We start from the raw sequence: 26,612 nt of genomic DNA, 5'->3' as shown, positions 1-26,612 counted from the left end.
GTGCCTGTTTTTCAAACGTTTATTCGGCGTCGATGAGCCCGGAGAAATGACGCACCGTCTATTTATTATAATAAATGCTTGCCAATGGATAGATTGTTAGGATTAATTATGGGCAACAGAGGGAGGAACCTCCATGAGGAAACTGATTGCAGCCGCCATGACTGCCGGTACGATGTTCTTCGCATCGCCGGTTTTTGCGCAGACCCCGCCCAACGTTCTGGTTGTGGGGCAGATCGCGGAGCCGAAGTCGCTTGATCCCCATGCGGTGACAGCCGTGAACGATTTCCGCATCCTGATGAACGTCTATGATGGCCTGACCCGTTACAAGGACGGCACGCTGGAGCCGGAACCGGCGCTGGCGGAGAGCTGGGAGATTTCCGATGACGGGATCACCTACACCTTCAAGCTGCGCGAAGGGGTGACGTTTCATGACGGCACGCCGCTTAACGCGGAAGCGGTGAAGTTCAACTTCGACCGCATGCTGAACGAAGATCACCCCTATCACGACACGGGACCGTTCCCGCTCGCCTTCTATTTCTCGTCTGTGGACGCGGTGAAGGCGGTGGACGACCTGACTGTCGAGTTCACGCTGAAAGAGCCTTTCGCGCCCTTCCTGTCGAACCTGTCCTATCCGACAGGCCTGATCGTTTCGCCCGAGGCGGTGAAGGAACACGGCAAGGACTACGGCCGCAACCCGGTCGGAACCGGGGCCTTCAGGTTCGAGGAATGGCAGGCCAATTCCCGCGTCGTCATTACACGCAACGAAGACTATTGGGATGGCGCGCCGCCGCTCGAGGCCGTGATCTACCGTCCGATTACCGACACCAACACCCGCATTGCCGAAATGCTCTCCGGTGGTCTGGACGTGATGGTGGAGGTGCCGCCGGACAGCCTGCAGCAGTTCCGCGATGACGCGAATTTCAGCGTTTACGAGCAGGCGGGCCCGCATGTCTGGTTCCTCATCCTCAACATGAAGGAGGGGCCGTTCACCGAAAAGGCGGTGCGTCAGGCTGCCAATTACGCCATCAACAAGAAGGCGCTGGTCGAGAACATCCTGCAGGGCACGGCAGACGTGGCCGCGGGCCCGACGCCGCCGGCCTTCGCATGGGCCTACAATGAAGAGCTGCAGCCCTATCCCTATGATCCGGACAAGGCCCGACAGCTTCTGGAAGAGGCCGGTTACGGTGGTGAAGAACTGACCTTCTACGTCACCGAGGGCGGCTCGGGCATGCTCGACCCCATCGCCATGGGCACGGCCATTCAGGCCGATCTGCAGGCCGTGGGCATGAAGGTCAACATCGAGACCTATGAGTGGAACACGTTCCTTGGCAAGGTGAATCCCGGCCTCGAAGGCAAGGCGGACATGGCCGAAATGGCATGGATGACCAACTCGCCGGACACGCTGCCCTTCCTGGCGCTGCGCTCGGAAGCCTGGCCCGAAAAGGGCGGGTTCAACTCCGGCTACTACGCCAATGAGAAGGTCGACGAACTCCTGAACAAGGCCCGTACCTCGACCGATCAGGACGAACGCGCTGCGCTCTACAAGGAGATGCAGGAGATCGTTCAGGACGATGCACCGTGGGTCTTCGTCGCCAACTGGAAGCAGAATGCGGTGACCGGCGCGAATGTCGAGAACTTCAAGCTCCAGCCGTCCTTCTTCCTCATGCTGCAGGACGTGGCCAAGCCCTAGGGGTGTGAACGTGGTTCCCGCCCTCGTCCTTCGACAAGCTCAGGATGAGGGTGGGACGACGGCGCACATGCAAGATGTTCAAACGACGCACTGCGCATCCACAGCCCTCATCCCGAGCCTCTTGAGCTTGTCGAAAGGCGAAGGGCGAGGGTGGCATGCAGGGCACCGGACCAAAGGCGAACCGCGCCCATAACCGAATCTGAAACGAGGCCCCAGCCATGGCAGCCTACATAGCCAAGCGCCTCCTTGCCGCCATCCCTGTCCTGTTCGGACTTTCGATCATCGTCTTCCTGATCATGGCGATGATCCCCGGCGACCCGGCAACGGCCATTCTCGGTTCCTATGCGACGCCTGAGAACGTGGCCAGGATCAATGCCGATCTCGGCCTCGACAAGCCACTGCCCCAGCAATATCTGATCTGGCTCGGGAACCTTCTTCAGGGCGATCTCGGACGCTCCTATGCGCTCAACCGACCGGTGCTGGACGAGGTGCTTGAGCGTTTCTCGGCCACGCTGATCCTGGCCGGCACTGCGCTGGTGCTGTGCTCGATCCTTGGGCTTCTGGCGGGCGTCGTCTCGGCCGTGCGCCAGTATGGCCTGGCAGACAAGGTGATCACCGTTCTGGTGCTGATCGGCATTTCGATACCGTCCTTCTGGCTCGGCCTGCTTCTCATCCTGGCGTTCGCCGTCAAGATCCGGCTGTTCCCCGCCAGTGGCATGTACGCCATTTATGGTGGCGGCGATCTGCCGGACCTGCTTCATCACCTCTTTTTGCCGGCGCTGACGCTGGCGGTCGTCGCCACCGGCGTTATCGCCCGGCTGACCCGCACGGCCATGCTTGAAGTGCTTCGGCAGGACTACATTCGCACCGCGCGCGCCAAGGGGCTGAGCGAAAGGCGCGTGATTTACCGTCACGCCTTCAAGGCCGCACTTGTCAGCGTCATTCCGGTGATCGGCATTCAGGCCGGGTTCGTGCTCGGCGGTGCGGTCTATATCGAAACCGTGTTCCAGTGGCCGGGCATCGGTTCGATGCTGGTTAACGCCATTTCCACCCGCGATCTGCTTCTGGTGCAGGGCGGTGTTCTGGTGGTGGCCGCCGCCTATGTTCTCTTCAATCTGGCCGCCGATGTGGTGCAGACGCTTCTTGATCCGAGGTTGCGCTGATGAGTGAAGCCGTTTCCACCGCAGCGAAGGGAAGGGCGCGCGGGGCAGGCCGCCCCGGTCCGATCCGTCTGCTTCTCAACAACACGCTTGCGGCTTCCGGGCTGGTGCTGCTGGTGTTGATCATCGCGGCCGCGCTTCTGGCGCCGCTCCTGCCGCTGCCCGACCCCGACGCGACAGCGCCTGCCGACAGGCTGTTGCGCCCGCTCACGGAAGGGCACCTGCTTGGCACGGATGCGCTCGGGCGCGATATCCTCTCGCGGCTTGTCTGGGGCACGCGCGTCAGCCTTGCCGTGGGCATCTCGGCCACGCTGATCGCCGCCTTCTTCGGTTCGCTCATCGGGCTTGTTGCCGGCTATGCGGGCGGGCGCGTGGACGCCTTCCTGATGCGCGGCATCGACATGGTGATGGCGTTCCCCTACATCCTGCTGGCACTTGCCATCGTGGCAGCGCTCGGGCCGGGTCTGCTCAATGCGCTCTACGCCATCGCTGTGGTGAACATCCCTTTCTTCGCGCGCAACATTCGCGGCATCACCATCGGCCTGTCGCGGCGCGAATTCGTCGATGCGGCGCGTCTTTCGGGCAAGTCGAATGCGGGCATTCTGTTTGGCGAGATCCTGCCCAACGTGCTGCCGGTGATCATCATCACCATGTCGACCACCATTGGCTGGATGATCCTCGAAACGGCCGGCCTGTCCTTCCTCGGGCTCGGCGCGCAGCCGCCGCAGGCCGATCTTGGCTCAATGCTGGGCGAGGGCCGCAAGATCCTCTTCACCGCGCCGCATGTGTCGATCATTCCCGGCCTGATGATTTTTGCGCTGGTCATGAGCATCAATCTGCTGGGCGATGGCGTGCGTGACGTGCTCGACCCGCGGCTGAAATCGGGTGCGCTCACGCGGCCCGTGGCCCGCACAGCCGTTGAGCGCCGCACGGTGCCGGAAACCCGGACCCATGGCGACAGCGTTTTGGAAGTGGCGGATCTGAACACGGAGTTTCACATCGGCGGCGACGTCTATCGCGCGGTGGGCGGCATCGATCTGCACCTGAAGCAGGGCGAATGCCTTGGCATTGTCGGCGAATCCGGCTCGGGAAAATCGGTGACGGCCATGTCGCTGATGGGGCTGGTGCCGACACCGCCCGGCCGCATCACGGGCGGTGCCGCCTGGCTCGACGGCGAAGACCTTTTCGCCGTCAGCGATGAGCGTATCCGCGCGTTGCGCGGCGCGGATGTCTCCCATGTGTTTCAGGACCCGCTGTCCACCCTGCACCCGTTGTTCACCATTGGTGACCAGCTTACGGAGGCCATCATGGCGCACCGGCCGATCCGGCGGTCGGAGGCGGATGCGCGCGCCGAGGAGCTGCTGCGTCTGGTGCGCATCACCAATCCGGCGGAGCGACTGAAGGTCTATCCGCATGAGCTTTCCGGCGGCATGCGGCAGCGCGTCTGCATTGCCATGGCGCTCGCCAATGACGCCAAGATCATCATCGCCGACGAGCCGACAACGGCGCTGGACGTGACCGTGCAGGCGCAGATCCTCTCGCTGATGGACACGCTGAGGCGGGAAAGCAATGCGGCGATCCTGTTCATCACCCATGATTTCGGGGTCGTGTCGGCCGTCTGCGACCGGGTTGCCGTCATGTATGCGGGACGCATCGTCGAAACGGGCACGACGGAAGAGGTGCTCAATGCGCCGGCGCATCCCTACACCCGCAAGCTGATCGACTGCGTGCCGGTTCTGGGCGAGCCCGGCCGGAGGCTCGACGCGATCGAGGGGCGCCCGCCGGTGGTCAACGATCTGCCGCCGGGCTGTGCCTTCGCAGCACGCTGCCCCCGGGTGAAGCCCGATTGCCGCAGGGGGCACATCGCACTTTCCAGCCTTGGCGATACGCAGGCCGTGCGCTGCCTCTACCCACTGACCGGGGAGACCGCCGATGACTGACACGCCCCTTCTGGAAATCGACACTGCGGAGCGGGTCTTTGGCGGTGGCCGCACATTGTTCGGAAAATCCCTGCCGGCGGTGCATGCGGTGCAGGGCATATCGTTCGATGTGCGCAGGGGCGAGACGCTCGGCATTGTCGGGGAATCTGGCTGCGGCAAGTCCACACTCGCGCGTCTGATCGTCGGTCTCGATACGCCCACCAGCGGTGCGATCACCTTCGACGGGATGGATCTGGTTGCCGAAGCCAGACGCGATCCGCAGAAGCTTGCGCAGCGCGTGCAGTATGTCTTTCAGGATCCCGTCGCATCGCTCAATCCGCGCAAGACGATCCGCACCATTCTGGAAGCGCCGCTCAAACACCTGCTCGGACTGGACCGCGGGGCGCGCGAAAAGCGCCTGCGCGAGCTGATGGAGGCGGTCAATCTCGCGCCGGAGTTTCTGGAGCGCTATCCGCACGAGTTTTCAGGCGGGCAGGCACAGCGTATCGGCATCGCCCGTGCGCTGGCCGCCGACCCCGAACTGATCGTCCTTGATGAGCCGGTTTCCGCGCTTGACGTCTCGGTGCAGGCGCAGGTTCTGAACATCCTCGACGACCTCAAGAAGACGTTCGGCCTCACCTATGTCTTCATCAGTCACGATCTTTCGGTGATCGAAAGCGTCAGTGACCGGGTGGCGGTGCTCTATTTCGGCCGGCTTGCCGAACTGGGCGCGTCAGAGCGCATCTTTTCGGCACCACGGCATCCCTATACGCATCTTCTGTTGAAATCGGCACCGGTTCCGGGAAAGCGGTCGCTCATCCCGGAAGATGCGAATACAGAATTGCCGGATCCGTATGATCCACCGCAGGGCTGTGCGTTCTTTGCCCGTTGCCCGCGCGGAACCGACCGATGCAAATCGGAGCAACCACCACTCGAGGCCGCGCCCGGTCATCCGGGGCACATGGCGGCGTGCCATCACCCCGTCAAAGAGAACGAGGATGCCTGACCGCAGCAGTCCGCCACCGGCTCCAGAGGCGTCGCAGCTTTCAACGGTGCTCAAACGCCGCAAGCGACCGGACATCATCGCCGACCGCATACGCGAGATGATCGTCACGCACGGGCTCCGACCCGGCGACCGCATCCCGCATGAATGGCTGTTGCCGGAAACGCAGGAAGCATCACGCGGGACACTGCGCGAAGCCCAGAAGATACTTGAGTTTCAGGGGCTCGTTGTCAGCAAGACTGGACCGGGCGGCGGCGTGTTTGTCTCCACTGTCGGCGCCGATCAGGCAATCCGGCTGCTCGACAATCTCTTCCTGTTCAAGCCACCGTCCATCGCGGAGATCTATGCGATCCGCAAGGTTCTTGAACCGCAGCTTGCAGCGAGTGTCGCCGGGCGTCTTTCGCCCGAGGCGTTCACCGCGCTGCAGGCCAAGATCCGACTCTATGAGGCGGAACCGGAGACGGCGGAAGAGGAATACCGGCAGCGTCTCGCCGAACTCGACTTTCACGTCGAGCTGGCGCGCCACGCAGAAAACGCGCTGCTCGGCTTCAATTGCGTTTTCCTTGTCAGCCTTCTGCGCGACATGACCGTGTGCCGGGCGATCTACAAGGAGCCGAACCCGGCGCTGCGCGAGGCGGGCCTGCATTATCAGATCAGCCTGATGCGGGCGATCAAGGCCGGCGACGGCGAGCGGGCCGCGCAGATCATGCGCGACCACATGGAAGCAGCGGAGTGCTACATGCTGGAACGGGCCGAAATTCGCCGGAAGGGATAGCAGGTCCAACCCCGTCGCAGTCTTATCCGGACGAACTCCTCCTTCGTTCTGGCTGCTGAGCGCCGCGAGCAGCACAACGCTCAGCAAGCCAGATCAAGGTATCGCACAGGCCGGTCCGAAGGCAGAGACGATCATGGGGCGTGTGGTCCGGCGAGCAAGGACAGCGCCATCTCGTCACCTGCCGTTAGCTCTCAGCTTTTCGTGGTGTATTTCACATTGAGTAGATCTTCGACTGGCAGGATCATTGCACCTTTGTCCTTGTCGCCATGTCCCTGCCGCAGGGCGTTCTGATAGATGGCCGTAGCGGCAGCGGTCAGCGGCAGCGGATACGCTCCCTCCGCTCCGACTGCCGCGACGCTGACGAGATCCTTGTATGCCTTGCCCAGCGGGTAGCCTTCATCAAACAGGCGTTTGAGGATACGCGGCACGAAATACTCGGAGGCGTAACTGCGGCTCGTTCCGGTTGTCACGACTTCCGCAAACTTGTCTGGATCCAGCTCCATTGAGATTGCGATAGGCAAGATCTCTGCCAGGGCGGCGATGTTGATGTCATAAATGACGTTATTGAACGTTTTGGTTAGCTGGCCCGAACCTGCAGGCCCCATGTGCAGAACCGTCTTTCCCATTCGGTCGAGATAGCTTTGTGCAGCCTCAAACGTGGTCACATCACCACCGCACATGATGGTAAGGGTGCCGGCGGCAGCGCCTGCAGGGGCGCCGGATACCGGGGCGTCGAGGAACTTGATGCCCTGATCCGCCAGTCGATGGCCGATCTCCAGCGATTTTCCGTGCGCGGTGGTGCTGAGATCAACGACGGTTGCATCTGAAGCGAGGTAACTGGCTACACCGTCCTCACCAAACAGAACGTCTTCGACAACATCACCGTCTGGCAAACACAGAAAAAGGAACTGGACGTCCTGAAAATCCGAATTGATGGTTGTAGCGCGCACGTGCGGATCACCATCGAATTCGGAAAAGCGGGAGGCGTCGATATCGAGAACGACCAGCTGCTGCTCCTCCGAAGACCTCTTGCAAGCAAGATGCTTTGCCATCGACAGGCCCATTGCGCCAAGTCCGATGAAACCCAGTTTCTGTGTCATACTTACACTCCATTATATGACGATACGGGCGAGCCGATCTGTTCACCTGGCTGTTTACAGTTGGCTGGCTGCAGATACGGTGAGAGACTGAAGCTTTCAGATTCGTCGCGGATGAAACCCGCGACGCCTCGGCGCATGGCGGCTCGCCAGCAGAAAATCTCAGCGATGTCTGCTTGCCGAGCTGCGCTTTTGCCCTTTCCTTACGACTTGCCGTCCGCTCGCAGGAAGTCGAAATCGCAACCCTCTTCTGCCTGAAGAACGGTGTTGAGATAAAGGTTCATATAGCCTCGCTTGGCCCCTTCATGCACCGGTGCGGTGAAGGATTTTCGGCGCTCGGCGAGTGTGGCCTCGTCCACCAGAAGTTCGATCCGGCGCTCACTGACGTTCAGCTCGATCATGTCACCGTCACGCACCAGCCCGAGCGGGCCGCCAATGGCGGCTTCAGGAGAGATATGCAGGACGATCGTGCCGCTGGCAGTGCCGCTCATGCGTGCGTCGGAGATGCGAACCATGTCCTTGACCCCTCGCTCGGCAAGCTTGCGGGGGATCGGGATATAGCCTGCTTCGGGCATTCCCGGCGCACCCTTCGGGCCGGCGTTCTGCAGGACGATGACGTCATTGGCCTCGACATCCAGATCGGGATCATCAAGCCGTGTCGCCATGTCCTCGAGCGACGAGAAGACGACTGCCCGACCGCGATGGTTGAGAAGATCCGGGCTTGCCGCAGACTGTTTGATGATGGCGCCGCCAGGAGCAAGGTTGCCGCGCAGTACAGCCATGCCACCCTGAGGGTAAAGCGGTGCCTTGGCCGAGGCGACGATATCCTGCTTCCACGCGGGCCGGGCGGCCTCAAGTTCCTCGCCCAGGGTCCGTCCCGTCACGGTGAGGCAGTCTAGGTTGAGATGCGGGCGCAGTTCACGAAGTATTGTTGTAAGGCCGCCGGCATCGTGCAGATCCTCCATATAATTCTGACCAGAAGGCTTTAGATCGACCAGGACCGACACCTGCCTGCTGAGATTATCGAATTCAGTTAGGTCAATCGGGATGCCGAGACGACCGGCGACTGCGGTCAGGTGAATGATCGCATTCGTCGAACCGCCAATGGCCAGCAGCACGATGAGCGCGTTGCGGAATGCTTCCGGCGTCATGATCTGCTCAGGGGTTCGGCGAGCCGCGGCGAGCTCAACGGCGCACTGCCCCGTCGACTCTGCGATACGCCGACGGTCTGCAGAAACTGCTGGCGGCGTTGCGCCACCGGGAAGCATCATGCCCAGCGCTTCAGTTACCAGAGCCATTGTGCTGGCGGTGCCCATCACGCCACAGGTTCCGCCGCCCGGCACCAGCTGGTTGTTCACCTCAGCGATTTCAGTGTCATCGATCTCGGCTGCCCGGTAGCGTCCCCAGAAGCGGCGACAATCGGTGCAGGCGCCGACCCGCTCACCACGATGGCTGCCGGTCAGCATCGGACCGGTAACAAGCTGAACCGCCGGGACGCCCGCGCTGGCGGCCCCCATCAGCTGTGCAGGTACAGTTTTGTCGCAACCGCCGATCAGCACCACCGCATCCATCGGCTGAGCTCGAATGAGCTCCTCGGTGTCGATGGACATGAGGTTGCGGAGATACATGCTGGTTGGATGAGAAAACGCCTCATGAATCGAGATCGTGGGAAAGGGGATGGGCAATCCGCCCGATAGCATGACACCGCGTTTGACTGCCTCGATCAGGTCCGGGACGTTCGCGTGGCAGGCGTTGTAGCCGCTTGAGGTGTTGACGATGCCGATAATGGGGCGGTCGAGCGCATCGTCGCTATACCCCATGCCCTTGATGAACGCCTTGCGCAGGAACAGCGAGAACCCGGAATCGCCATAGTTCGTAAGCCCTTTACGCATACCTTTTTGAGCAGATGTCATGATACTCCCTTAGCGGCAACAAGATTGTTAACAATATATTTGACAACATCGTCACTGCTTGTCTACCCTAATTTTCAGCGCCGGGGAGAGGCGTTGGTCCAAAGGGAGACATTTCGATGAATCGACAATTTCGAATTCGCACGGTGTTTTGTGCTGCGGCGTTGCTGGCAGCTGGGGCTGCCGCGGCTGAGGAGCCGTTCTACAGCCCGGGCGACCGTGTGACGGTACTCATGGGGTTTTCGCCGGGGGGTGGATCCGACGTTCTTGCGCAGTTGGTACAGCCCTATCTGGCCGAAGCTCTTGGTGGAGCGCATTTCGTGAACCAGTATCAGCCGGGCGCCACCGGCGCCATCGCCTGGACGCAGCTGGCTCATCAGGTGAAACCTGACGGCGCGACGATCGCGATCGTGAATACGCCGATGCTAACGACGAACTACATCATGAACGACGCGATCAGCTACTCCATCGCTGATCTCGAGTTCATTGCCAATGTCGTCACCGATCCGGGACTGGCGGTAGTGGCTGCTGACAGCCCGTACCAGACGTTCGAGGACCTGATTGCGGCTGCGCGCGCCAATCCATCGACCATCACGGTGGCCAATTCCGGGCTTGGGGGCGATGACTTTTTCACGTCTATCGCAATCGAGAACAGCGCTGATGTGAAGTTCCAGAAAGTCCCCTTCAAAGGTGACGGTCCTTCGTGGACGGCCGCTATGGGCGGGAAAGTCGACGTTAGCTTCAACAATCTCGGCATTACCTACCCGCAGATCGTCGAGGGCAACCTTCGCCCCCTCGTCGTCTTCACTGAAGAGCGTCTGCCCCAGCTGCCAGACGTGCCGACGGCGAAGGAGTTGGGCTACGATGTCAGTGGCGGTTCTTCCCGCGGCTACGGCATTCCAAAAGGGTTCCCGAAAGAGGCGCGCGAGCAGCTGATCGAAGCTTTCCGGACCATCATGCAGGATCCGGAGTTTCTTGCCGCTGCTGAAAAGCAGGCAATGACGCTCGACCCGATGTTTGGCGATGACTTCACGGCATTCCTTCAGGCGCAGGAGGCCGAGTACGCCGAAATCTGGGCATCCGTGCAGGAACAGAGACAGTAGGCAGGCCCTGCTCGCTTTCACGGGGTTCCTGGCCCCGTGAAAGCTCCAATCACAACGGTTCAAGGGAATTGCCATGGCGCGCGCGCTGGTTGTTTTCGCGATTATCGGCATCGCGACCTACATGCTGATTTCTGCAGAGAATTATCCCCCTGAAGCACGCTACCTTCCACAGCTGCTCGCCTCTGTCACGATCATTTTCGGGGTGCTGGGCCTGGCGCAGGCTGTGCCTGCAATCTGGCGTGAAAGGGGTGGTTCAGCGCAACCGCAGCAGCGGGCGGGGCCGCGCTGGCGAGCGGTCGGGGTTGGCGTTGCCTTTGTGCTGCTTATCGCGGCCTATATCAGCTCGATCCGCTGGCTGGGCTATCTCGTGGCGACACCCCTGATGCTGTTTTTACCGCTGGCAATACTCCGGCCTGTCGGCCCGGTTGGTATCGCCGCAACCGTTCTCTCTGTGACCGGGATGATCTGGGTTCTTTTCATCTGGTTCCTGGAACTGCCAGTTCCGCTCTTCCCAAGCGTCTGAGGAGGAAGAAAGATGACAGATACAGCCGTTCTGACCGGGCTCCTCAATGTTCTGGAACCAGTCAACCTGCTTGCCATCACCGTTGGTGTAATGATTGGCCTCACAGTTGGGTCGATGCCTGGTCTCTCGGCCACGATGGCTATCGCGCTGCTGTTGCCGATGACTTTTTCGATGGATGTGAGCACTGGCATTTCCATGCTGGCCTCACTTTACCTCGCTGCGATGTATGGCGGATCAATCGCCGCGATCCTGTTGCGCACGCCGGGAACACCTTCCGCCGCCGCGACGGTGGTCGATGGTTATCCAATGGCGCAGCGTGGACAGGCAGGCAAGGCTCTCGGCCTGTCCCTGACGGCATCGCTGATTGGTGGCGTCATGTCATCCGTCGCACTGCTTACGATCGCGCCACTGCTGGGCAAGGTCGTTTTGAATTTCGGCCCGGTGGAGATCTTTGCCGTCTCGGTCCTGGGCATTACGATGATCGGGTCGCTGTCACAGGGCTCAACCACGCTCGGATTGCTCGCCGGAGCCATGGGGCTCCTGCTCGGTACTGTCGGTATGGACCCGACGACTGGCACGGCGCGTTTCACGTTCAACCAGCTGAACCTTTTTGGCGGTATCCCCTTCACCGTTGCTTTGATAGGCCTGTTCTCCGTTCCACAAGCCATCCAGTTGATCACCAAGCCCGGCAATGACGGGTCCGAGCGCGTTTCCAAGATCACTGATCGGATGCTGCCGTCTCTACGCGAGCTCTTCGCGCTGCTGCCGAACAGCCTGCGCTCTGGAGCAATTGGTATCGTCACCGGCCTGATTCCGGGCACTGGCGGCGATACCGCGTCATGGTTCGCCTATAACGAAGCTAAACGCTTTTCTCCAAACAAAGAGAATTTCGGCAAAGGCGAACCAGCTGGCGTCGTCGCCCCCGAGGCCGCCAACAACGCAGTTGTCGGTGGCGCACTGGTGCCAACCATCGCCCTTGGCATTCCAGGCTCTTCAGCCACGGCAGTTCTGATGGGTGGCCTGATGGTGCATGGCATTCTGCCCGGACCGAACCTGCTCAGTGAGCATGGAGATGTGACTTATACGCTTCTCTGGGCGGTGCTGATGGCAAATGTCGCGCTGTTCGTGGTCGGCATCCTGTTCACACGCATCTGTGTCACCGTCACGCGGATCCCCGACCGTGTTCTTGCTCCGGTCATCATCGTCATGTCCGTAATCGGTGCTTTCGCCATCAACAATTCTTTCTTCGATGTCTGGCTGATGCTCGGCTTTGGCCTGCTCGGATGGATCTTCAACGAGGTTGGCATCCCGGCCCCGCCGCTGGTGATCGGTCTCATTCTCGGTCCGGTCATGGACAACAGTCTGCAGCAGAGCCTGCTGATCGGGCAGGGTGAATGGACCGTCTTCCTCAGGAGCCCGATTGCTGCGATACTGCTGGTTATCGCGATGCTCTCGATCTTGCAGTCGACTCCCGTTCTGGGTCGCACACTCGCACGGTTCAAGACGCTTGCGGGCGGCAAGCCAGCGTCGACCGAATAGCTGGATGAAAGGAATTTTCTGGTTGGAAGCAGGAACAACGATGCAAGGATTGGCTAGCGACTTCTCCCGTGACGTGGACCTGTCCGCGTCGCCGAACGTCTCAAACGCCTCGCTGATAGAGGCTGTTACTGCGCAGCTTGAGGAAGACATTGTCTTCGGGGTGCTGCAGCCTAGAGAGCGTATCGTTGAGGAAGATCAAAGTGAGCGGCTTGGCGTCAAGCGTCACATCGTCCGCAGCGCGCTGATGGAGCTCGAGCGGCTGGAACTGGTGGAGCGCGTGCGCAACCGCGGCACCATGGTCAAAATGTTCGCGGCACGCGAGGTGGAGGAACTGCATCTCACCCGCGAGCTGCTGGAGTGTCACGCCGCATCCCTGATCCCATTGCCACTTCCAGAGGAAGCACTCGACAATCTCTCGGCGCTGCAAGAACAGCACGCGGCTGCGGTTCGTGATGGCGACCTGCGCGGGGCCTTCCGCAGCAATCTGGTTTTTCATGAAGCGCTGTTTTCTCTATGCAGCAACAAGGTGCTTTTCCAGACCATTCGGGGATTGGCTCAGAAGTCTCACGGTTACCGTTCTGTTCTGATCAAGGATAAAGAGAATCTCAACTGGGCCGCGCAGGCTCACTTTGAGATGGTCGAGGCTCTCCGGGCGCAGGATCGCGAAACGCTGATCCGTCTTTGCCGCGAGCACCTTGAGCCTTGCAAAAAACACTACATAAGAATGTGGAATATGCGGTTCGGATAAGATCAGGGCGGATTTTTCGGCTCTGTCACGAAATCTGACGGTGCTGGTTTTGAAAGGTTTCGCCTGATGTTTGCGCATCATGTGGATCATCTTGATGCCTGACCGGATTGTTCCGGCGCTCGAAGCTGAGAGAAAACCGGGGATTGATCGGATGCGGCGTCTGGTGCGCCGATTGTCCTGAGAGAACGTGGGTTGGCAGCATCCGCTGGGGCGGACCGGTTCTGCAAGCTGTTTTCCTCAATCACAGGCGATGATTGCCGCTCGGCTGCTTAAACTGCCATCAATGACAACATATTCCGGTCGGCAATGACGCTTCGGCCTCTTGCGGATGAACTGCCCGGAAGCGAGTCGAAGTGTAAATCATAGTATTATAGTAATGGTGTTTTCACGCCATTGTGAAATTTTATTTTTTTCATTCAATTGTTTTTTCTATTGGAGGGTTTGGTTTTGGAAATGAAATTAATAAATAATCATAATTCAATTGTGTTTTCACAAAGCATAGATTCATAGATAAATATCAAAGTAATAATTCAGCTTTGAATGCCGAAAACGGCGGACCTTTCCAAGTTTGATTGGTGCGCGCCTACTCGTCTGAACGATCTCTATCACACACTCCAGATACGAACTGATCCGCCGAGCAACGTTTCTCCGGCGGGTTGATCTCTAACAACCAAAAAACACACCGCATCGTGTGTGCATAAGAAACACCAAGGGGAACAAGATGTTGGATATCGCAACTGCCGGCCGATTGGCGCTTTGCCTTACGTTCGGATCTCCGGTTATCGCCCATGCTCAGCAGGCGGTGCCTCCAATCGAAATTCTGACGACCACGGAAGCCTATGATCCGATCCGCTATGAGGGCGCCTATATCATTGCCGATGCCTGGCGGGAGTTGGGGCTGGACGTCACGGTTTCTCCGACAGAGTTCTCAACCCTGCTGAACAAGTTTTACGATCAGCAGGATTTCTCCGTGGTTATCGCCGGCTGGTCTGGTCGAGTGGCTCGCCTGGATCCGCAGTTCTTTCTCGGCACTCTTTACAGCGAGAACGCGGTAATGGGCGCCAACAACCCCGGTGGCTATGAGAACGCAGAGTACGACCGGCTGTTTGAGCAGCAATCCAGGGAGTTTGATCAGGCAAAACGGCAGGAGATTGTCCACCGCTTGCAAGAAATCGCCGCGCCTGACGCCCCGTTGGTGGTCCTCTTTCAACGCGATGAAGTCGTCGCGTATAACAATAAAACCTTTGAGAACATGAATGCCATGCCCGGCGAAGCCCTCTATTCCGAGTGGGTCCCGATGCAGGCAAAGCCACTTACCGAGCGAAAGACCCTGCGCTACGGCGGGCCGCAGTCGCCTGATAACATCAATCCCATGCTCGCCAACACGGTATGGGCCTGGAAATGGATGCGGCTGTACTATGACCGTCTTGTTCGCCTGACGCCCGAAGTTGAGGCGCAGAACTGGATGGCTGAATCCATTACCAGCGTTGACGAGACGACAATTGAGGTCAAGCTGCGTGAAGGGCTTACCTTCCACGACGGTGAGCCTGTCACTGCCGAAGACGTGAAATTCTCATTCGACTATCTGGTCGGTTCGGACTACGGCTATTTCAACAGCTATCTGACTGCGCTGGATAATGTGGAGGTCATTGATCCGCTGACAGTTCGTTTCAATCTGAGCGAGCCTTCCGCGCCTTTCACGTCGATTACGCTTAGCCAGATTTCGATCCTCCCCAAGCACATCTGGGAAAAGATCGAGAACCCGATGGAGTTGGCCCCGGCCGACATCCCCACCGTTGGCTCGGGGCCGTTCAAATTCAACCAGTATTCGCCGGGTGAGTTCATGAAGCTCGACAAGAACCCGGATCACTTCCATGCGGATGAAATCGCGGTCGATGCGATCGAATTTCAGATTTTTGCCGACAGCGAAGGCGTCTTCACGGCCATTCAGACCGGCCAGATTGACGTAACCGCCTGGCGCATGGAGGCGGGGCAGATCCCCTTGGCCGAGGAGAACACGGACCTGAATGTCGTGTCTGTGCCGGACTTTGGCTATTATCACCTGACCTACAATCTGAGAGAGCCACATTTCGATGATGTTGAGTTCAGGCGTGCACTAACCCAGGCGGTCGATCGCGAACGCATCGTCAACGTGCTTCTGGATGGGCGAGGCGAGGTTGGATCCGGCGTGATCGCTCCGGTGAACGGCTTCTGGCACAACCCGTTCACGGAACGGTTCGAACATGATCCAGAGGCGGCTCGGGCCGCACTGGAAGCTGCTGGCTACACGTGGTCTGACGACGGAAAACTCCAGAAGTAAGCGCAATCACTCCATTGTTCCGCCATGGCGTTCCGGCCATGGCGGTCTCTCACGCTTGCAGGATTTCCCATGCACAGCCGCGGCTATCTTTTACGTCGCTTTCTACAGGCGCTTCTGGCCCTGTTCATTATCGCGACTCTCTTGTTCTTTCTGTTTCGTGTGGGGTTACCTGACCCGACAACGGCTCTGGTATCCGAGGGGCTAAACCCCGAGCAGCGTGCGCAAGTTCGCCAACAATTCGGCTTGGATAAGCCCTTGTGGCAGCAATATATGATCTTCCTGCAGAATGCCGCTACCGGCGACTTCGGAATGTCATTCCACTACCGCGCGCCGGTTGCGGAGATCATCTGGGAGCGGCTGGGCAACACGCTGGTTCTGATGCTGGCGGCGATCTTTCTTGCCTATGGAGTGGGCGTGCCGTTGGGCGCCTGGCTGTCCTGGCGACGCGGGACCAGCGCGGATTCTCTCGGTATTTTCCTGGGGCTGATGTTCCGCTCAGCCCCGATGTTCTGGACGGGCATGATCGCGATCCTCGTGTTCGGCGTCTGGCTTGAATGGTTGCCGACATCGGGGATGCGCACGCTTCCATATGAAGCGACGGGCTTTTGGGACAAAATCCTGACTCTGGATTTCCTGCACCACCTCATACTGCCGGCGATGATCGTGGCGCTCTTCTATCTGGGCTCCCCTCTGCTGATCATGCGCAACACCATGCTTGAGGTCTATGGAGAAGACTTCATCGAGATGGCGCGCGCAAAGGGACTGCGAGAACGCACGGTGCTGTATCGCCACGCGGCCCGCAACGCGCTGCTCCCGGTGGTGACACAGCTTGCAGTCACCATCGGACTTGCCGCCGGCGGGCAGGTCGTTGTGGAGGTGGTCTTCTCGTGGCCTGGCCTGGGGCGCGAAATACTCAACGCCGTGCGCACGTCTGATTTTCCGCTGGCGCAGGCCTGCTTCCTCATCATGGCGGCTTTCGTGGTGTTTCTGAATCTGTTGGTCGACATCCTCTATTCGACCCTTGATCCGAGGGTGCGACTGGCATGATGTCCCCGGCTCTGAGAGAGACTTTCGCTCCATTGCGGCTGATGATGCAGGACAGGCTGGCCGTTGTCGGTCTGTGCGTGCTCGGGCTGATCTTCGCCATGGCCGTATTCGCACCGCTGATCGCACCGCAAGATCCTTTCGCCATCAACGAGGACGAGGATGGCTCCGTCCTGATGAAAAGCGATGAGGGCTGGGTGCTCCAGCCTTCCCTTGGTCATGTCGCATTAAACGATACGGCATCGCGCCCCGGTGAAGACCTGATTGTGGGGCGTGAGGGTAGCCTCTGGACTCGAAAAAACGGCGGTTGGTCGCGGACGGTTCTTCCGACCGAAGTCGATCTGTTCGGCGTCGATGTCACAGCATCCGGCGTCGCGCTGATTGTGGGTGAGCAGGGAACATTGCTGCTGCGCGAGGGGGAGAAATGGCAGTCTTTGCAGTCCCTCGCTCCAGTTACATTGCGCTCCGTCTCCTGGTTGGCTGATGACACGGCTTTGATTGTTGGTGACGAAGAGACGTTGTGGCTCTTTGCGCTTGCTGATCGAAGCCTGACCCCTGTTACCAGCCCGATCAACCGCGGAATGTCTCTGCGTGGGGTCGAGCGCGATGTCGATGGAACGGCATTGGTGGTGGGTGAGCGTGGGCTGGCTTTGCAATATGATCCGGTCAGCCAACAGGCAAAAATGCTGCGTCTGGGTACCAGCCGCGACCTCAACGATGTTCATGTTTCGCCGGCCGGCATAGCCCTGGCCATAGGTGAGCGCGGAACCCTGCTGCGTCGGGACGGTCCCGACGCTGATTGGGTCAGTGATCGCACGCCGGACAGGCGCGCGCTGATGTCAGGCTGGATCGGCGACGATGGCACTGGATATGCCGTGGGTCGCAATGGCATCGTGATGGAGCTTGTGCGCGGCGGGGAGTGGACGTTGGCAAACACCGAGTCCGAGCGTCACTTGCGGGCAATTCTTGTCACTGACGCTGATGCGCTGGCGCTGGGCTCCGACAGGTTTGTCATTCGCTTCTCGCCACCGTCACCACAGCACTGGTTCGGCACAGACCATCTGGGCCGTGACCTGTTCAGCCGCAATATCCATGGGGCAAGAATTGCGCTTCTGGTCGGCTTTCTTGGTGCTTTTCTGGTCATGCTGATTGGCACCAATGTCGGGCTTGTCGCAGGCTATTACGGGGGGCGTACGGACTCGATTCTGATGCGAACCGTGGACGTTATGTATGGCATTCCCTTCGAGCCCTTCGCTCTTATCCTGGTGCTATTGTTCAAGCCCAGCCTGCTGATCGTCATTCTCGCTGTTTCACTGCTGACATGGCGGACGACCGCACGATTGATCAGGGCTCAGGTGCTGAGTCTGCGCGAAAGGCCATTCGTGAAGGCGGCGCGTGTCGCGGGTGCGTCGGATCTGCGCATAATGTATCTGCACATCCTGCCAAATGTGATGCCGCTGGTGTTTCTGGAGCTTGCCATCACAGTCGGCGTGTCGATCATCGCCGAAGCCACGCTCTCGTTTCTCGGACTTGGACCGCCACAGTCGGTTTCATGGGGCGGTATTTTGCATGATGCACGGCTCTCTGGCGCCTGGCGAACCGCCTGGTGGTGGAACCTGCCGCCGGGACTGTTCATCATGTCAACGGTGCTGTCGGTCTTCTTCATCTCACGATCACTGGAAGTCGTCGCGAACCCGCGGCTGAGGGCACGAACATGAAGAATGACGACAAGCCGCTGTTGAATGTGCGCGATCTGGCGATCCAGTACGGCACGGGGAAAGGGCCGATCAGAGCCGTCGACGGCATCGATTTCACGATCCGGCCGGGTGAAGCCCTGGGGCTCGTTGGTGAATCCGGTTGCGGTAAGACGACTGCCGCCAAGGCGATACTGAAGCTGTTGCCGCCTAATGGAGAGATTGCTCGAGGACGCATAGATCTGGATGGTCGCGATCTCGCTCCTTTGCGCGGGGAGGCAATGCGCGCCGTGCGATGGAAGGAGATCGCCTGGATATCGCAGGCCGCAATGAATGCGCTGGATCCGGTTTACCGGGTCGGTGACCAGATCGTTGAGGCCATGCAAACGCATATCGCGATCAGTCGGGATGATGCTCTGAATCAGGCAGCTGAACTGTTTCGAGCCGTGGGCATAGACCCCTCGCGGTTGCGTGCCTATCCACATGAGATGTCGGGCGGCATGAAGCAGCGGGCGGTCATCGCCATGGCAATGGCGCTTGGACCCAAACTGGTGATCGCGGATGAGCCCACCACCGCCTTGGATGTGGTGACGCAGGCTCAGATCCTTGCCCGGCTGGCGAAACTGCGCCGTGAGCGCGGGATGAGCCTGCTGTTTATTACGCATGACATTTCTGTCGTGGTACAGACATGTGATCGGGTAGCGGTGATGTACGGGGGCAAGATCATGGAGATCGGCCCGGTGCGTGAAGTGTTCGGCGCGCCTTTCCATCCCTATACGATGGGCCTCACCAACGCATTTCCGACATTGGACGGCGCACAGAAAGAGCTGATCTCCATACCCGGCAATCCCCCGGATCTGTTGAGCCCGCCTGCCGGGTGCCGGTTCTCTGAGCGATGTCCTTTTGCCACCGAATTATGTCGCAACGAGATGCCGCCTCTTCATAAGATCGACGAGACCCGTTCGGCCGCGTGTCATTATGTCGACCTGGTCCATGAATTTCGTGAGACTGCAGCGAACAATGAAACCTGGGAGGCCGTGAGCCGCCGCTTTGGCGCTGAAGTAGAGGGGAAACCGTCTTCCGCGTGCGAAACCGTGAAAGGCGAGGTGCTGCGGGTCGAGACCCTTTCGCGCCATTTTGATGCGCCGTCAGGCTTCCTGGGCCCGGAACGCAAGGTTCATGCAGTCGATGGCATCAGTCTGAGTGTTCAGGCAGGCGAAATTCTGGGGCTTGCCGGGGAGTCAGGATCGGGCAAGACCACCACGGGAGAGGTTCTGGTCAAGTTGCAGGAACCGACCGCCGGTGTCATCGCGTCAGAGGGGGAGGATATTTCTGGTCTCAGTGGCGCAGCTCTCAAGGCATTCCGCCGCCGCGCGCAGATGGTGTTCCAGGATCCCTATCAAACGCTGAATCCCCGCTTCACCATCGCACAGATCGTGAGTGAACCACTGATCGTCCACAAACTTGCGAAAAAGGCTTCCGAGCGAAAGGCGCATGTCACAAATGCGCTGGAGCGCGCTGGTCTCAAACCAGCGGAGCTTTATCTGGAGCGCTTTCCGCATGAACTGTCCGGAGGGCAGCGTCAACGTGTGGCGATTGCGCGTGCAATCGTGCTGGAGCCCCGGATTATTGTCGCAGATGAACCAGTATCGATGCTGGATGTTTCTATCAGAGCCGGGGTTCTGAACCTGATGCGGCGGTTCCGCGACGAGATGGGTATCAGCTTTATTTATGTAAGCCACGACCTTCCAACAATTCGCTACGTCGCCGACCGTACCGCCATTATGTACCTGGGCCAGATCGTTGAGATTGGCCCGACCGAAAAGGTCATCCGTGAGCGCCGCCACCCTTACACACAATTGCTGATCGAGGCGTCGCCGGAACCCGATCCAGAGGTGACAAAGCCACCGTTGGAGGTCGCGGGTGAAATCCCGTCTGCGATCGATGTGCCTAATGGTTGTCGCTTCCACACCCGCTGTCCGCTGGCGACCGCAAGCTGCGGCTGGGAGGGGCGCGATGTGCTTTCAGCGCTTTCTGAGGAAGCGGTGCGTGATGGTGCAGCAAAGGAACGGCAGACGGCTGCTCTGGGAAAGATCACCCGAGAAGGGTTGGACCTTGTGGTCAGGGCACCGCAGGGTCTGGCCTCTGCACGTACTGCATTGTTGGCAGCGATGGAGGCGAAGCACGCATCGCTGGTAGAAGCGGCGCAGATTGTCGAAACTGGATCGGATCTGCGTGTCACCTTCGCTTCTCAGCCCCCTCCGGGACTTCGCGACCTTGGTGGCGGGCACGCGGCGGCGTGCGTCCTTCTTGACGAGGTTTAGAAAAGTGGGACTGCGCAGGGGTAAACCTTGCCCGGTGGTTCAGGTGGCTCTGGTGCAAATTTTTGGCTGCCGGCAGGAGGGCAGGGGAAGGTGTTGCCCTCGAGCACAGGACCGTTCAACGCTGAGGACCACTCCCGCCAAGTGGCTTCAACCAGCTTGAGCGCAGAGTGTTCCAGATATGGTCACTTGGTTGGCGGCGCTGGGTGGTGTTGGAATGTCTGGACGGGCCTGTTCGGCTATCATTTCTCCAGATATCCGACGCTGAGATCATAGCCAGGCGGGACAGTTCGCGCGGCTGGATCACTGATTGGCGGAAATGGCGGCCATTGAACATGAATGAGCCCTCCGGAAATTGGGGGCATTCATGCTGGTGATAGCTCGAGAATAATGTGACAGAGCCACCCGACCCAATGGGTTGGGATGCTCCAACTGCGGTCCCCCCCCCCCCTATATACGGGAATTGAAGCCGACCTTCTGACCAAGCCGGTCGATTTTGAACTGTTGCAGATGAAGGTGCGCTCGAAGCTCAGTCTTGTCAGCCGCGTCCGGTTACGAGAAGACATTCTTGAATACGGTGGGAGCGAATGCGTGGAGGCGCGCGTTGACACGAGCAGCAGCATTCATTTCAGTCCCCGCGAAAAACAGGTGCTGGCGGAACTGGTCAATGGTCACACCAATATGCGTATCGCCGAGATCGTCGGTCTGTCGGAGCATACGGTCGGCGATTACGTCAAAAGCATCTACAAAAAGCTGCAGGTGACATCACGCGCCCAGGCAACGCGCATCGCGTTGGAGACAGGTCTGGTGCGTTCGGGCTCTCGCTGAGCATTTCTCTCCCGCCGGTGCACGCTTAATCTTGGGGCCACCCTGCCAGGGGGGGCATTCAGCCGCCCTTTTCACGATCATCCGCCGCGATACTCGTAGCCGTCCGCATTTGAGGCTTTCGAATGCAGATGCACTTTAAGCGCATCTATCTCTTCAGAACTCCAGTTTTCCACTCCTGTCACCTCAAGCCAGGCATCCAGATAATGATCCGGCGCATAGACATGGCCATACCCCATCGGCACACCATCGGATAACGGCATGTCGACCAGCAATTGAAGCATGCTGACAATCGGATACCAACTCAGCAAAGGAGAAACATCTGGACCTCTTGGAGCCTTCATCCAGTCGGCTTCTCTGTAGAGCAGGTGCTTGTCGAAGAACGTGATCGCATCACTGGCATACTGCAGATAGACAATGCGAACATTGCCCCAGGGTGCAGTGTTGCCCTCGGGGACGCCATTCTGGTTCATGAAGCGGACAAAGCGCCCACTCTGATAAACCGGTAGCCACTGTGTGGAACCTGCATCGCGGTCTGCGGTGATTGTCTGCCATTTCTCGCTTGGAAAAGGCGTTCCGCTCCAGACAGCGCCGTCGATCGGGTCTCCGAGGAGGTCAAGGAACGTTATGGAACGCTGGGAATTGAACGCACCGAGGCTGAGCCCGTGCAGGAAAAGCTTGGGCCTCTGACCGGCAGGGAGTTTCTGCCAGTATCTGTAGATGGTTCGGAAAAGGCTTTGCGACGATTCAAGGCCGTTTTCAGACTGGAACACCAATGAGAGCGGGCTGTTCAAGTAGGAGTACTGCAGAGCGACACTGGCAGTGTCGCCATCATACAGGTACTCCAGACCATCGATGGCAGACGGATCAACCCAACCTGTGCCAGTCGGCGTAACGACAACCAGGGCGGCCCGATCAAAGGCATTCAGCTCAATGAGCTCATCAAGCAGGAGCTGTGAGCGCTCATCGGGCGTCTCTGCGACTTGCAAACCGGCATACAGACGGATGGGCTCAACTGCGGCTCTTTGGGTAACCTGGCTGATATCTGCCGCCGTCGGGCCCGATGCGACAAACTCTCTTCCAGCCCGACCCAGTTTTGGCCATTCCAGCCGCGAAGACGGATTGCCTGCGCGCTCGACGACTGAAGGCTGCGGGCGTTCAGGTTCGTGTAGTGCGTCGAGTTCCGCAAATGACTTGTCCAGAAGACGAAACGTGTACTCGATCAAAAGGCCGTTCGCGAGTGTGGCAACGACGATGAGCGTCACCGCTGCACCAGCGATGATTGAAACCCGTCGCGGGAGAAATTTATCAAGCCTGTTTGCTACGGCGCGACCCAGCGCAATGATACCGCGCGCCAAGAGAAACAGGAAAGCGAATGTGAGAATGGCGATGATGATGATGCTTACAGGATAGGCGCTATCCACCGGTTCCATGTTCAGAACACCGCGAACCGAATTTTGCCAAGCGGCAGAATTATACAAGCCGACGACTATGACGATCAATGAAATCAGGGAAAGAACTAATCTTGTGAGCCTCAGAAGCCCTTTATCAACCGACGGCAACTGCAGATAGCGCCACGTGGCGACAAGAAGAACACCGATGCCATAGCCTGCACTGAATGCCACGCCGCCAAGGACACCCTGTACCTCGAAGCTGCGCGGGATGAGGCTGGGGGTCAGTGAAGCAAAGAAGAACAAAACTCCAAGAACCATTCCGGCACCACTAAAATGGCGCTGAAATGCAGAATACAGCCTACCCATCAAAAACCCCAAAAACTTAGATCCGAGCCGAAGCCAATGATTTTCACATTTCAAGTGAATTGAAATGTTCTCTACCGATTAACCGCCAGCGGGAAGCTCAGAGAGAGGAAGACTGAATCACCCTCAAGGTGATTTTTTGCGCTGAACTGATGGTAATACCTCAGGCGGGTCGAGACGGGTGCTTCGCCAATCTGGAAGTTATAACCAACCTGGACACCCACACCTGCTATCTCGCCCTTGAAATCGCCAAGAACCGCGGCGATTGGCGGGGGCGCCTTATCGGCGGTGAGCTGCTTGTAGTAATACCCGACGAGCCCTGCCGAGAAACGCTCGGTCAGCTGCTTGGTAATCGCGCCTTCCCAGTGGAATTCAATTCCGGTCTTGTAATTGGTCGCCTGGTTTTTCGCATTGAAGGTGATCCCGATCGTGTTCGAGATATCAATGCCCCATTCGGGATCGAGCCAGGTGATGGCCGTATAGACGTCTGCCGCCAGCCTGTGGCGAGCAACATTCGCCAGTGCGGCTTCCCTGTAGTCACCAATCGGGAAATACCCGGTGACGCCAGACTGTATGTGGAAGTTGCCAACGTTCCAGCCAAGGAAGGTGGTCAGGGCAGGGTCTCCGAACGTCAACACACTGTCGCTCGTCCTCCCAAACGGGTTCACGAACCCGCTGACACTGGTGCGGCCAAACGGCGTTGTTACCGAGAAACCAAGCCGCCCTCCGAATATCTCGGCCTCGGTCACCCAAAGCGCCGTTGGAATGTTAATGATGAGGTCAGCGTCGACGCCACCGGCGAGCACGCCGCCGGCCAGCTCAACACGCCCTTCAAGCGACCCGTTATACATGAAGAGCTGATCCGAAAAGAAAAGCCCCGGAGGCGGAGTGAAACCAGCGCCGCTGCTGCGCAACCCCAACAGATAAACACCAGCGCCACCTTCAGCGGCATGGAGGTCACCCACCGGATAGAGACAGCCAAGAGCAAGGGAAATCGCACAACCGAAACGGAACTTCATATTATCAGCCTAAACTCCCAGCGCATCTGCCTTGACCATTGCGGCTCGATGGCTGATCCAACGATCAAAAAAACGGCCCTGAACACCGGCCTGAAAAGAACCCCGCGAGCAACACCAGGGCTGCCCGACCGGCTTTGTCAGTTCTCCGCGACGATGTTCTTTTCGATACGACCGTCCTTCATGATGACCAGCAGATTCTTGGCGGGATCTGCAAACAGGTCGATCTGAGCGATTGGATCACCATCGACCAGAAGCAGGTCGGCAAGCGCCCCGACTTCAACGACGCCCAGCTTTCCCGGATAGGGATTACGCCTGTCAGACAGGGCCAACAGCTCGGCATTGTCTGCCGTCGCCATCTTCAGCACCTCTGCCGGAGTGTACCACCGCGTCATTGTCTCAAGCTGCGCGCCCTGTCTTGCGGCGCGTGCGGCATCAAACAGGATATCCGTGCCGAAGGCGACCTTAACGCCATATTTGCGCGCCAGCTCATATGCCCTGTCGGTGCCGGCGTGAATCTCGGCTGAGGCGGCCTGACGTTCGGCATCCGCATGCTGGTTTGCATTCTCATCGCCAACGAAGGGTTGAAGGCTCCACCACGTACCGTTTTCAGCCATCATCTTGACGGTGGCCTCATCAGCCAGCTGGCCGTGGTCGATGACTTTTGCGCCAGCCTCGATGGCGTTGCGTATGGCTTCTGGCGTGTAGGCGTGCACTGTTACATAAGTGCCCCAGTTTGCAGCGGCTTCGACCGCTGTCCGGATTTCGTCAACACTCAACTGGATTGTGTCGATTGGCCCATAGGGGGACGAGACCCCACCGCTAACGGTTAATTTGAGCTGGCTGGCGCCCTGCAGCAATTGCTCCCGACTGCGCTTGCGAACCTCGTCCGGCGAGTCAACGATGGCGGACATGCCCATACGTTCAGGATAGCTCAAGGTGTCTGGTGTGGCCGGAATTTCGGAAAGCATCCGGAAATCACCATGCCCGCCAGTCTGCGAGATCATGGCCCCGGACGGCCAGATCCGCGGCCCGCGGGTCACGCCTCTGTCAATAGCCATCTTCAGGCCGAATGCGGGCCCACCCAAATCACGAACACTTGTGAAGCCGCGCATGAGCGTTGCCTCAGCCTCGGCACCCGCAAGCAGGGTGATAAAGGGAAATGGTGCAGTGGACGCAACCATCATCGAGGGGCGGACCATGAACGTATGCCAGTGGGCGTCGATCAGCCCTGGCATCAGCGTCCGACCATCGCCCGCGATCCGTGTGGTGGCCGCGTCCGTACTGATCGGGTCAGCTGATATCTCTGCGATCTGATTTCCTTCGACCAGCACGTTCATTAGCTCGGTCAAGGCAGTCCCATCGAAAATGCGAACATTTTCAAAAACGACTGCGTTCGAAGAGATATTTTGTGCCTGAAGGGGGCTGGCTACAAACAGCGCCAACATGGCGCTCGCGAATAAATTGCCAAGTTTGCCGATCATTTTTCTTTCGCCCGCCCATTCCATGCAGCCAATTTCAACACAATTTCCAGACACTTAAATGATCAGGATAAGCGCAGCAATACAATGAATATGCAAATATTCAACAGGAGAAAAATCAGAATCTCTTAGAGAATGGGGATTTCTGGGCAGATTTTATCTTATTTATTCATGATTGCTGTGATCATAATAAATGGCGGCGATTTGCATAGCTTGTCTGCGCGGCGTCAGCTTGCGCGCTGGAACGCAGCCGCAGGCATTTCCGCAAAGCTGCCTCGTGGCCCGCTCTAGCCCTGACGTGCGGGAACGCGCACCACCAGGCCATCAAGCGCGTCGGTTACCGTCAACTGGCAGGAGAGGCGCGAATTGGCCGATGGCTCCCAGGCAAAATCGAGCATATCGGTTTCCATGCCGTCAGCTTCGCCAACCGTGTTCATGAATTCCGGCTCTACGTAGACGTGGCAGGTTGCGCAGGCGCAGGCCCCGCCGCATTCAGCCTCAATGCCGGGAACGCCGGCACGCACGGCGGCTTCCATGACTGAGGACCCGTTTTCAGCATCATGCTCGAAACGCTGGTTGTCGTGGGTCACATAGATGATGCGTGTCATGGGAGTGATCTTTCGGGTCTTGTGTGATTAAGGGCGCGGCCGTTTTGACTGCTGCGGCCCGGTTTGTTTTGTCTGCAGG

20 protein-coding genes are annotated in these 26,612 nt (G+C 58.9%); 14 read left to right on the top strand and 6 right to left on the bottom strand.

Annotated elements, in window-relative coordinates:
- Window positions 1–133: 133 nt before the first annotated feature.
- The 5 genes from ACRTG1_RS02870 to ACRTG1_RS02850 all read left to right on the top strand — a co-directional run bounded on the left by ACRTG1_RS02870 (window position 134) and on the right by ACRTG1_RS02850 (window position 6,547).
- Window positions 134–1,690, top strand: coding sequence for an ABC transporter substrate-binding protein (locus ACRTG1_RS02870; RefSeq protein ID WP_206545117.1), 1,557 nt, complete (start codon window positions 134–136; stop codon window positions 1,688–1,690).
- A 218-nt stretch (window positions 1,691–1,908) separates the two neighbouring features.
- Window positions 1,909–2,853, top strand: a complete 945-nt coding sequence (locus ACRTG1_RS02865; RefSeq protein ID WP_113156568.1) for an ABC transporter permease — start codon at window positions 1,909–1,911, stop codon at window positions 2,851–2,853.
- Window positions 2,853–4,790, top strand: a complete 1,938-nt coding sequence (locus ACRTG1_RS02860) for a dipeptide/oligopeptide/nickel ABC transporter permease/ATP-binding protein (protein ID WP_113156569.1) — start codon at window positions 2,853–2,855, stop codon at window positions 4,788–4,790. The genes ACRTG1_RS02865 and ACRTG1_RS02860 overlap by 1 nt, the downstream gene beginning before the upstream one ends.
- Window positions 4,783–5,775 (top strand): ABC transporter ATP-binding protein, encoded by a 993-nt coding sequence (locus ACRTG1_RS02855; protein WP_113156570.1) that lies wholly within the window; start codon window positions 4,783–4,785, stop codon window positions 5,773–5,775. Before ACRTG1_RS02860 ends, ACRTG1_RS02855 begins: the two co-directional genes overlap by 8 nt.
- Window positions 5,768–6,547, top strand: a complete 780-nt coding sequence (locus tag ACRTG1_RS02850; RefSeq protein ID WP_317089607.1) for a FadR/GntR family transcriptional regulator — start codon at window positions 5,768–5,770, stop codon at window positions 6,545–6,547. Before ACRTG1_RS02855 ends, ACRTG1_RS02850 begins: the two co-directional genes overlap by 8 nt.
- A 191-nt stretch (window positions 6,548–6,738) precedes the next feature.
- Here the strand turns inward: ACRTG1_RS02850 and ACRTG1_RS02845 are convergent, their stop codons facing one another.
- Together ACRTG1_RS02845 and ACRTG1_RS02840 are read right to left on the bottom strand one after the other, a co-directional pair.
- Entirely contained in the window at window positions 6,739–7,647 is a 909-nt protein-coding gene (locus tag ACRTG1_RS02845) for an NAD(P)-dependent oxidoreductase (RefSeq protein WP_113156572.1), read from the bottom strand.
- A gap of 200 nt (window positions 7,648–7,847) precedes the next feature.
- Window positions 7,848–9,557 (bottom strand): IlvD/Edd family dehydratase, encoded by a 1,710-nt coding sequence (locus ACRTG1_RS02840; RefSeq protein ID WP_432515733.1) that lies wholly within the window; start codon window positions 9,555–9,557, stop codon window positions 7,848–7,850.
- 116 nt (window positions 9,558–9,673) lie between these two features.
- Here ACRTG1_RS02840 and ACRTG1_RS02835 point away from each other — a divergent pair, with 116 nt between their 5' ends.
- The 9 genes from ACRTG1_RS02835 to ACRTG1_RS02795 all read left to right on the top strand — a co-directional run bounded on the left by ACRTG1_RS02835 (window position 9,674) and on the right by ACRTG1_RS02795 (window position 21,674).
- Entirely contained in the window at window positions 9,674–10,657 is a 984-nt protein-coding gene (locus ACRTG1_RS02835; RefSeq protein WP_206552999.1) for a tripartite tricarboxylate transporter substrate binding protein, read from the top strand.
- A 73-nt stretch (window positions 10,658–10,730) separates the two neighbouring features.
- Window positions 10,731–11,180: a tripartite tricarboxylate transporter TctB family protein gene (locus tag ACRTG1_RS02830; RefSeq protein WP_432515732.1), complete on the top strand. Its 450-nt coding sequence runs from the start codon at window positions 10,731–10,733 to the stop codon at window positions 11,178–11,180.
- 12 nt (window positions 11,181–11,192) lie between these two features.
- On the top strand, window positions 11,193–12,719 hold the full coding sequence (locus ACRTG1_RS02825) for a tripartite tricarboxylate transporter permease (protein ID WP_432515731.1): 1,527 nt from the start codon (window positions 11,193–11,195) through the stop codon (window positions 12,717–12,719).
- Window positions 12,720–12,723: 4 nt separating this feature from the next.
- A complete protein-coding gene (locus ACRTG1_RS02820; protein WP_245447846.1) occupies window positions 12,724–13,467 on the top strand; it encodes a GntR family transcriptional regulator in 744 nt (247 codons plus the stop codon).
- A 721-nt stretch (window positions 13,468–14,188) separates the two neighbouring features.
- Entirely contained in the window at window positions 14,189–15,787 is a 1,599-nt protein-coding gene (locus tag ACRTG1_RS02815; protein WP_432515730.1) for an ABC transporter substrate-binding protein, read from the top strand.
- A 69-nt stretch (window positions 15,788–15,856) separates the two neighbouring features.
- A complete protein-coding gene (locus ACRTG1_RS02810; RefSeq protein ID WP_113156579.1) occupies window positions 15,857–16,834 on the top strand; it encodes an ABC transporter permease in 978 nt (325 codons plus the stop codon).
- Between the two features lie 41 nt (window positions 16,835–16,875).
- Window positions 16,876–18,549 (top strand): ABC transporter permease subunit, encoded by a 1,674-nt coding sequence (locus ACRTG1_RS02805; protein WP_432515770.1) that lies wholly within the window; start codon window positions 16,876–16,878, stop codon window positions 18,547–18,549.
- Window positions 18,546–20,849 (top strand): dipeptide ABC transporter ATP-binding protein, encoded by a 2,304-nt coding sequence (locus ACRTG1_RS02800; RefSeq protein ID WP_432515729.1) that lies wholly within the window; start codon window positions 18,546–18,548, stop codon window positions 20,847–20,849. The genes ACRTG1_RS02805 and ACRTG1_RS02800 overlap by 4 nt, the downstream gene beginning before the upstream one ends.
- A gap of 507 nt (window positions 20,850–21,356) precedes the next feature.
- Window positions 21,357–21,674 carry a response regulator transcription factor gene (locus ACRTG1_RS02795; RefSeq protein WP_432515728.1) on the top strand — a complete coding sequence of 106 codons (318 nt, stop codon included), beginning with the start codon at window positions 21,357–21,359 and terminating at the stop codon, window positions 21,672–21,674.
- A 77-nt stretch (window positions 21,675–21,751) separates the two neighbouring features.
- On the opposite strand, the gene ACRTG1_RS02790 is transcribed toward ACRTG1_RS02795, so the two are convergent.
- The 4 genes from ACRTG1_RS02790 to ACRTG1_RS02775 form a co-directional block, all read right to left on the bottom strand.
- On the bottom strand, window positions 21,752–23,431 hold the full coding sequence (locus ACRTG1_RS02790) for an alpha/beta hydrolase (RefSeq protein ID WP_432515727.1): 1,680 nt from the start codon (window positions 23,429–23,431) through the stop codon (window positions 21,752–21,754).
- A gap of 71 nt (window positions 23,432–23,502) precedes the next feature.
- Window positions 23,503–24,447: a SphA family protein gene (locus ACRTG1_RS02785; RefSeq protein ID WP_113156585.1), complete on the bottom strand. Its 945-nt coding sequence runs from the start codon at window positions 24,445–24,447 to the stop codon at window positions 23,503–23,505.
- A 137-nt stretch (window positions 24,448–24,584) separates the two neighbouring features.
- Entirely contained in the window at window positions 24,585–25,928 is a 1,344-nt protein-coding gene (locus tag ACRTG1_RS02780) for an amidohydrolase family protein (RefSeq protein WP_432515726.1), read from the bottom strand.
- A 284-nt stretch (window positions 25,929–26,212) separates the two neighbouring features.
- Complete coding sequence (locus ACRTG1_RS02775) at window positions 26,213–26,533, bottom strand: 2Fe-2S iron-sulfur cluster-binding protein (protein ID WP_432515725.1); 321 nt, start codon at window positions 26,531–26,533, stop codon at window positions 26,213–26,215.
- Between the last annotated feature and the right edge of the window lie 79 nt (window positions 26,534–26,612).

Source organism: Nitratireductor sp. PBL-C9, from assembly GCF_050877045.1.
Taxonomy (GTDB): Bacteria; Pseudomonadota; Alphaproteobacteria; order Rhizobiales; family Rhizobiaceae; genus Nitratireductor; species Nitratireductor aquimarinus.
Note: the sequence above shows the minus strand (reverse complement) of the source record. Positions and strands in the feature narration are given on the sequence as shown.

Excerpts from the sequence above, each read along its gene's own strand:
- ACRTG1_RS02785 (WP_113156585.1), bottom strand. The coding sequence starts at position 24,447 with ATGAAGTTCCGTTTCGGTTGTGCGATTTCCCTTGCTCTTGGCTGTCTC.
- ACRTG1_RS02800 (WP_432515729.1), top strand. The coding sequence starts at position 18,546 with ATGAAGAATGACGACAAGCCGCTGTTGAATGTGCGCGATCTGGCGATC.
- ACRTG1_RS02865 (WP_113156568.1), top strand. The coding sequence starts at position 1,909 with ATGGCAGCCTACATAGCCAAGCGCCTCCTTGCCGCCATCCCTGTCCTG.
- ACRTG1_RS02855 (WP_113156570.1), top strand. The coding sequence starts at position 4,783 with ATGACTGACACGCCCCTTCTGGAAATCGACACTGCGGAGCGGGTCTTT.
- ACRTG1_RS02845 (WP_113156572.1), bottom strand. The coding sequence starts at position 7,647 with ATGACACAGAAACTGGGTTTCATCGGACTTGGCGCAATGGGCCTGTCG.
- ACRTG1_RS02830 (WP_432515732.1), top strand. The coding sequence starts at position 10,731 with ATGGCGCGCGCGCTGGTTGTTTTCGCGATTATCGGCATCGCGACCTAC.
- ACRTG1_RS02775 (WP_432515725.1), bottom strand. The coding sequence starts at position 26,533 with ATGACACGCATCATCTATGTGACCCACGACAACCAGCGTTTCGAGCAT.
- ACRTG1_RS02840 (WP_432515733.1), bottom strand. The coding sequence starts at position 9,557 with ATGACATCTGCTCAAAAAGGTATGCGTAAAGGGCTTACGAACTATGGC.
- ACRTG1_RS02815 (WP_432515730.1), top strand. The coding sequence starts at position 14,189 with ATGTTGGATATCGCAACTGCCGGCCGATTGGCGCTTTGCCTTACGTTC.
- ACRTG1_RS02835 (WP_206552999.1), top strand. The coding sequence starts at position 9,674 with ATGAATCGACAATTTCGAATTCGCACGGTGTTTTGTGCTGCGGCGTTG.
- ACRTG1_RS02810 (WP_113156579.1), top strand. The coding sequence starts at position 15,857 with ATGCACAGCCGCGGCTATCTTTTACGTCGCTTTCTACAGGCGCTTCTG.
- ACRTG1_RS02805 (WP_432515770.1), top strand. The coding sequence starts at position 16,876 with ATGATGCAGGACAGGCTGGCCGTTGTCGGTCTGTGCGTGCTCGGGCTG.
- ACRTG1_RS02850 (WP_317089607.1), top strand. The coding sequence starts at position 5,768 with ATGCCTGACCGCAGCAGTCCGCCACCGGCTCCAGAGGCGTCGCAGCTT.
- ACRTG1_RS02870 (WP_206545117.1), top strand. The coding sequence starts at position 134 with ATGAGGAAACTGATTGCAGCCGCCATGACTGCCGGTACGATGTTCTTC.
- ACRTG1_RS02790 (WP_432515727.1), bottom strand. The coding sequence starts at position 23,431 with ATGGGTAGGCTGTATTCTGCATTTCAGCGCCATTTTAGTGGTGCCGGA.
- ACRTG1_RS02820 (WP_245447846.1), top strand. The coding sequence starts at position 12,724 with ATGAAAGGAATTTTCTGGTTGGAAGCAGGAACAACGATGCAAGGATTG.
- ACRTG1_RS02795 (WP_432515728.1), top strand. The coding sequence starts at position 21,357 with ATGAAGGTGCGCTCGAAGCTCAGTCTTGTCAGCCGCGTCCGGTTACGA.
- ACRTG1_RS02780 (WP_432515726.1), bottom strand. The coding sequence starts at position 25,928 with ATGATCGGCAAACTTGGCAATTTATTCGCGAGCGCCATGTTGGCGCTG.
- ACRTG1_RS02860 (WP_113156569.1), top strand. The coding sequence starts at position 2,853 with ATGAGTGAAGCCGTTTCCACCGCAGCGAAGGGAAGGGCGCGCGGGGCA.
- ACRTG1_RS02825 (WP_432515731.1), top strand. The coding sequence starts at position 11,193 with ATGACAGATACAGCCGTTCTGACCGGGCTCCTCAATGTTCTGGAACCA.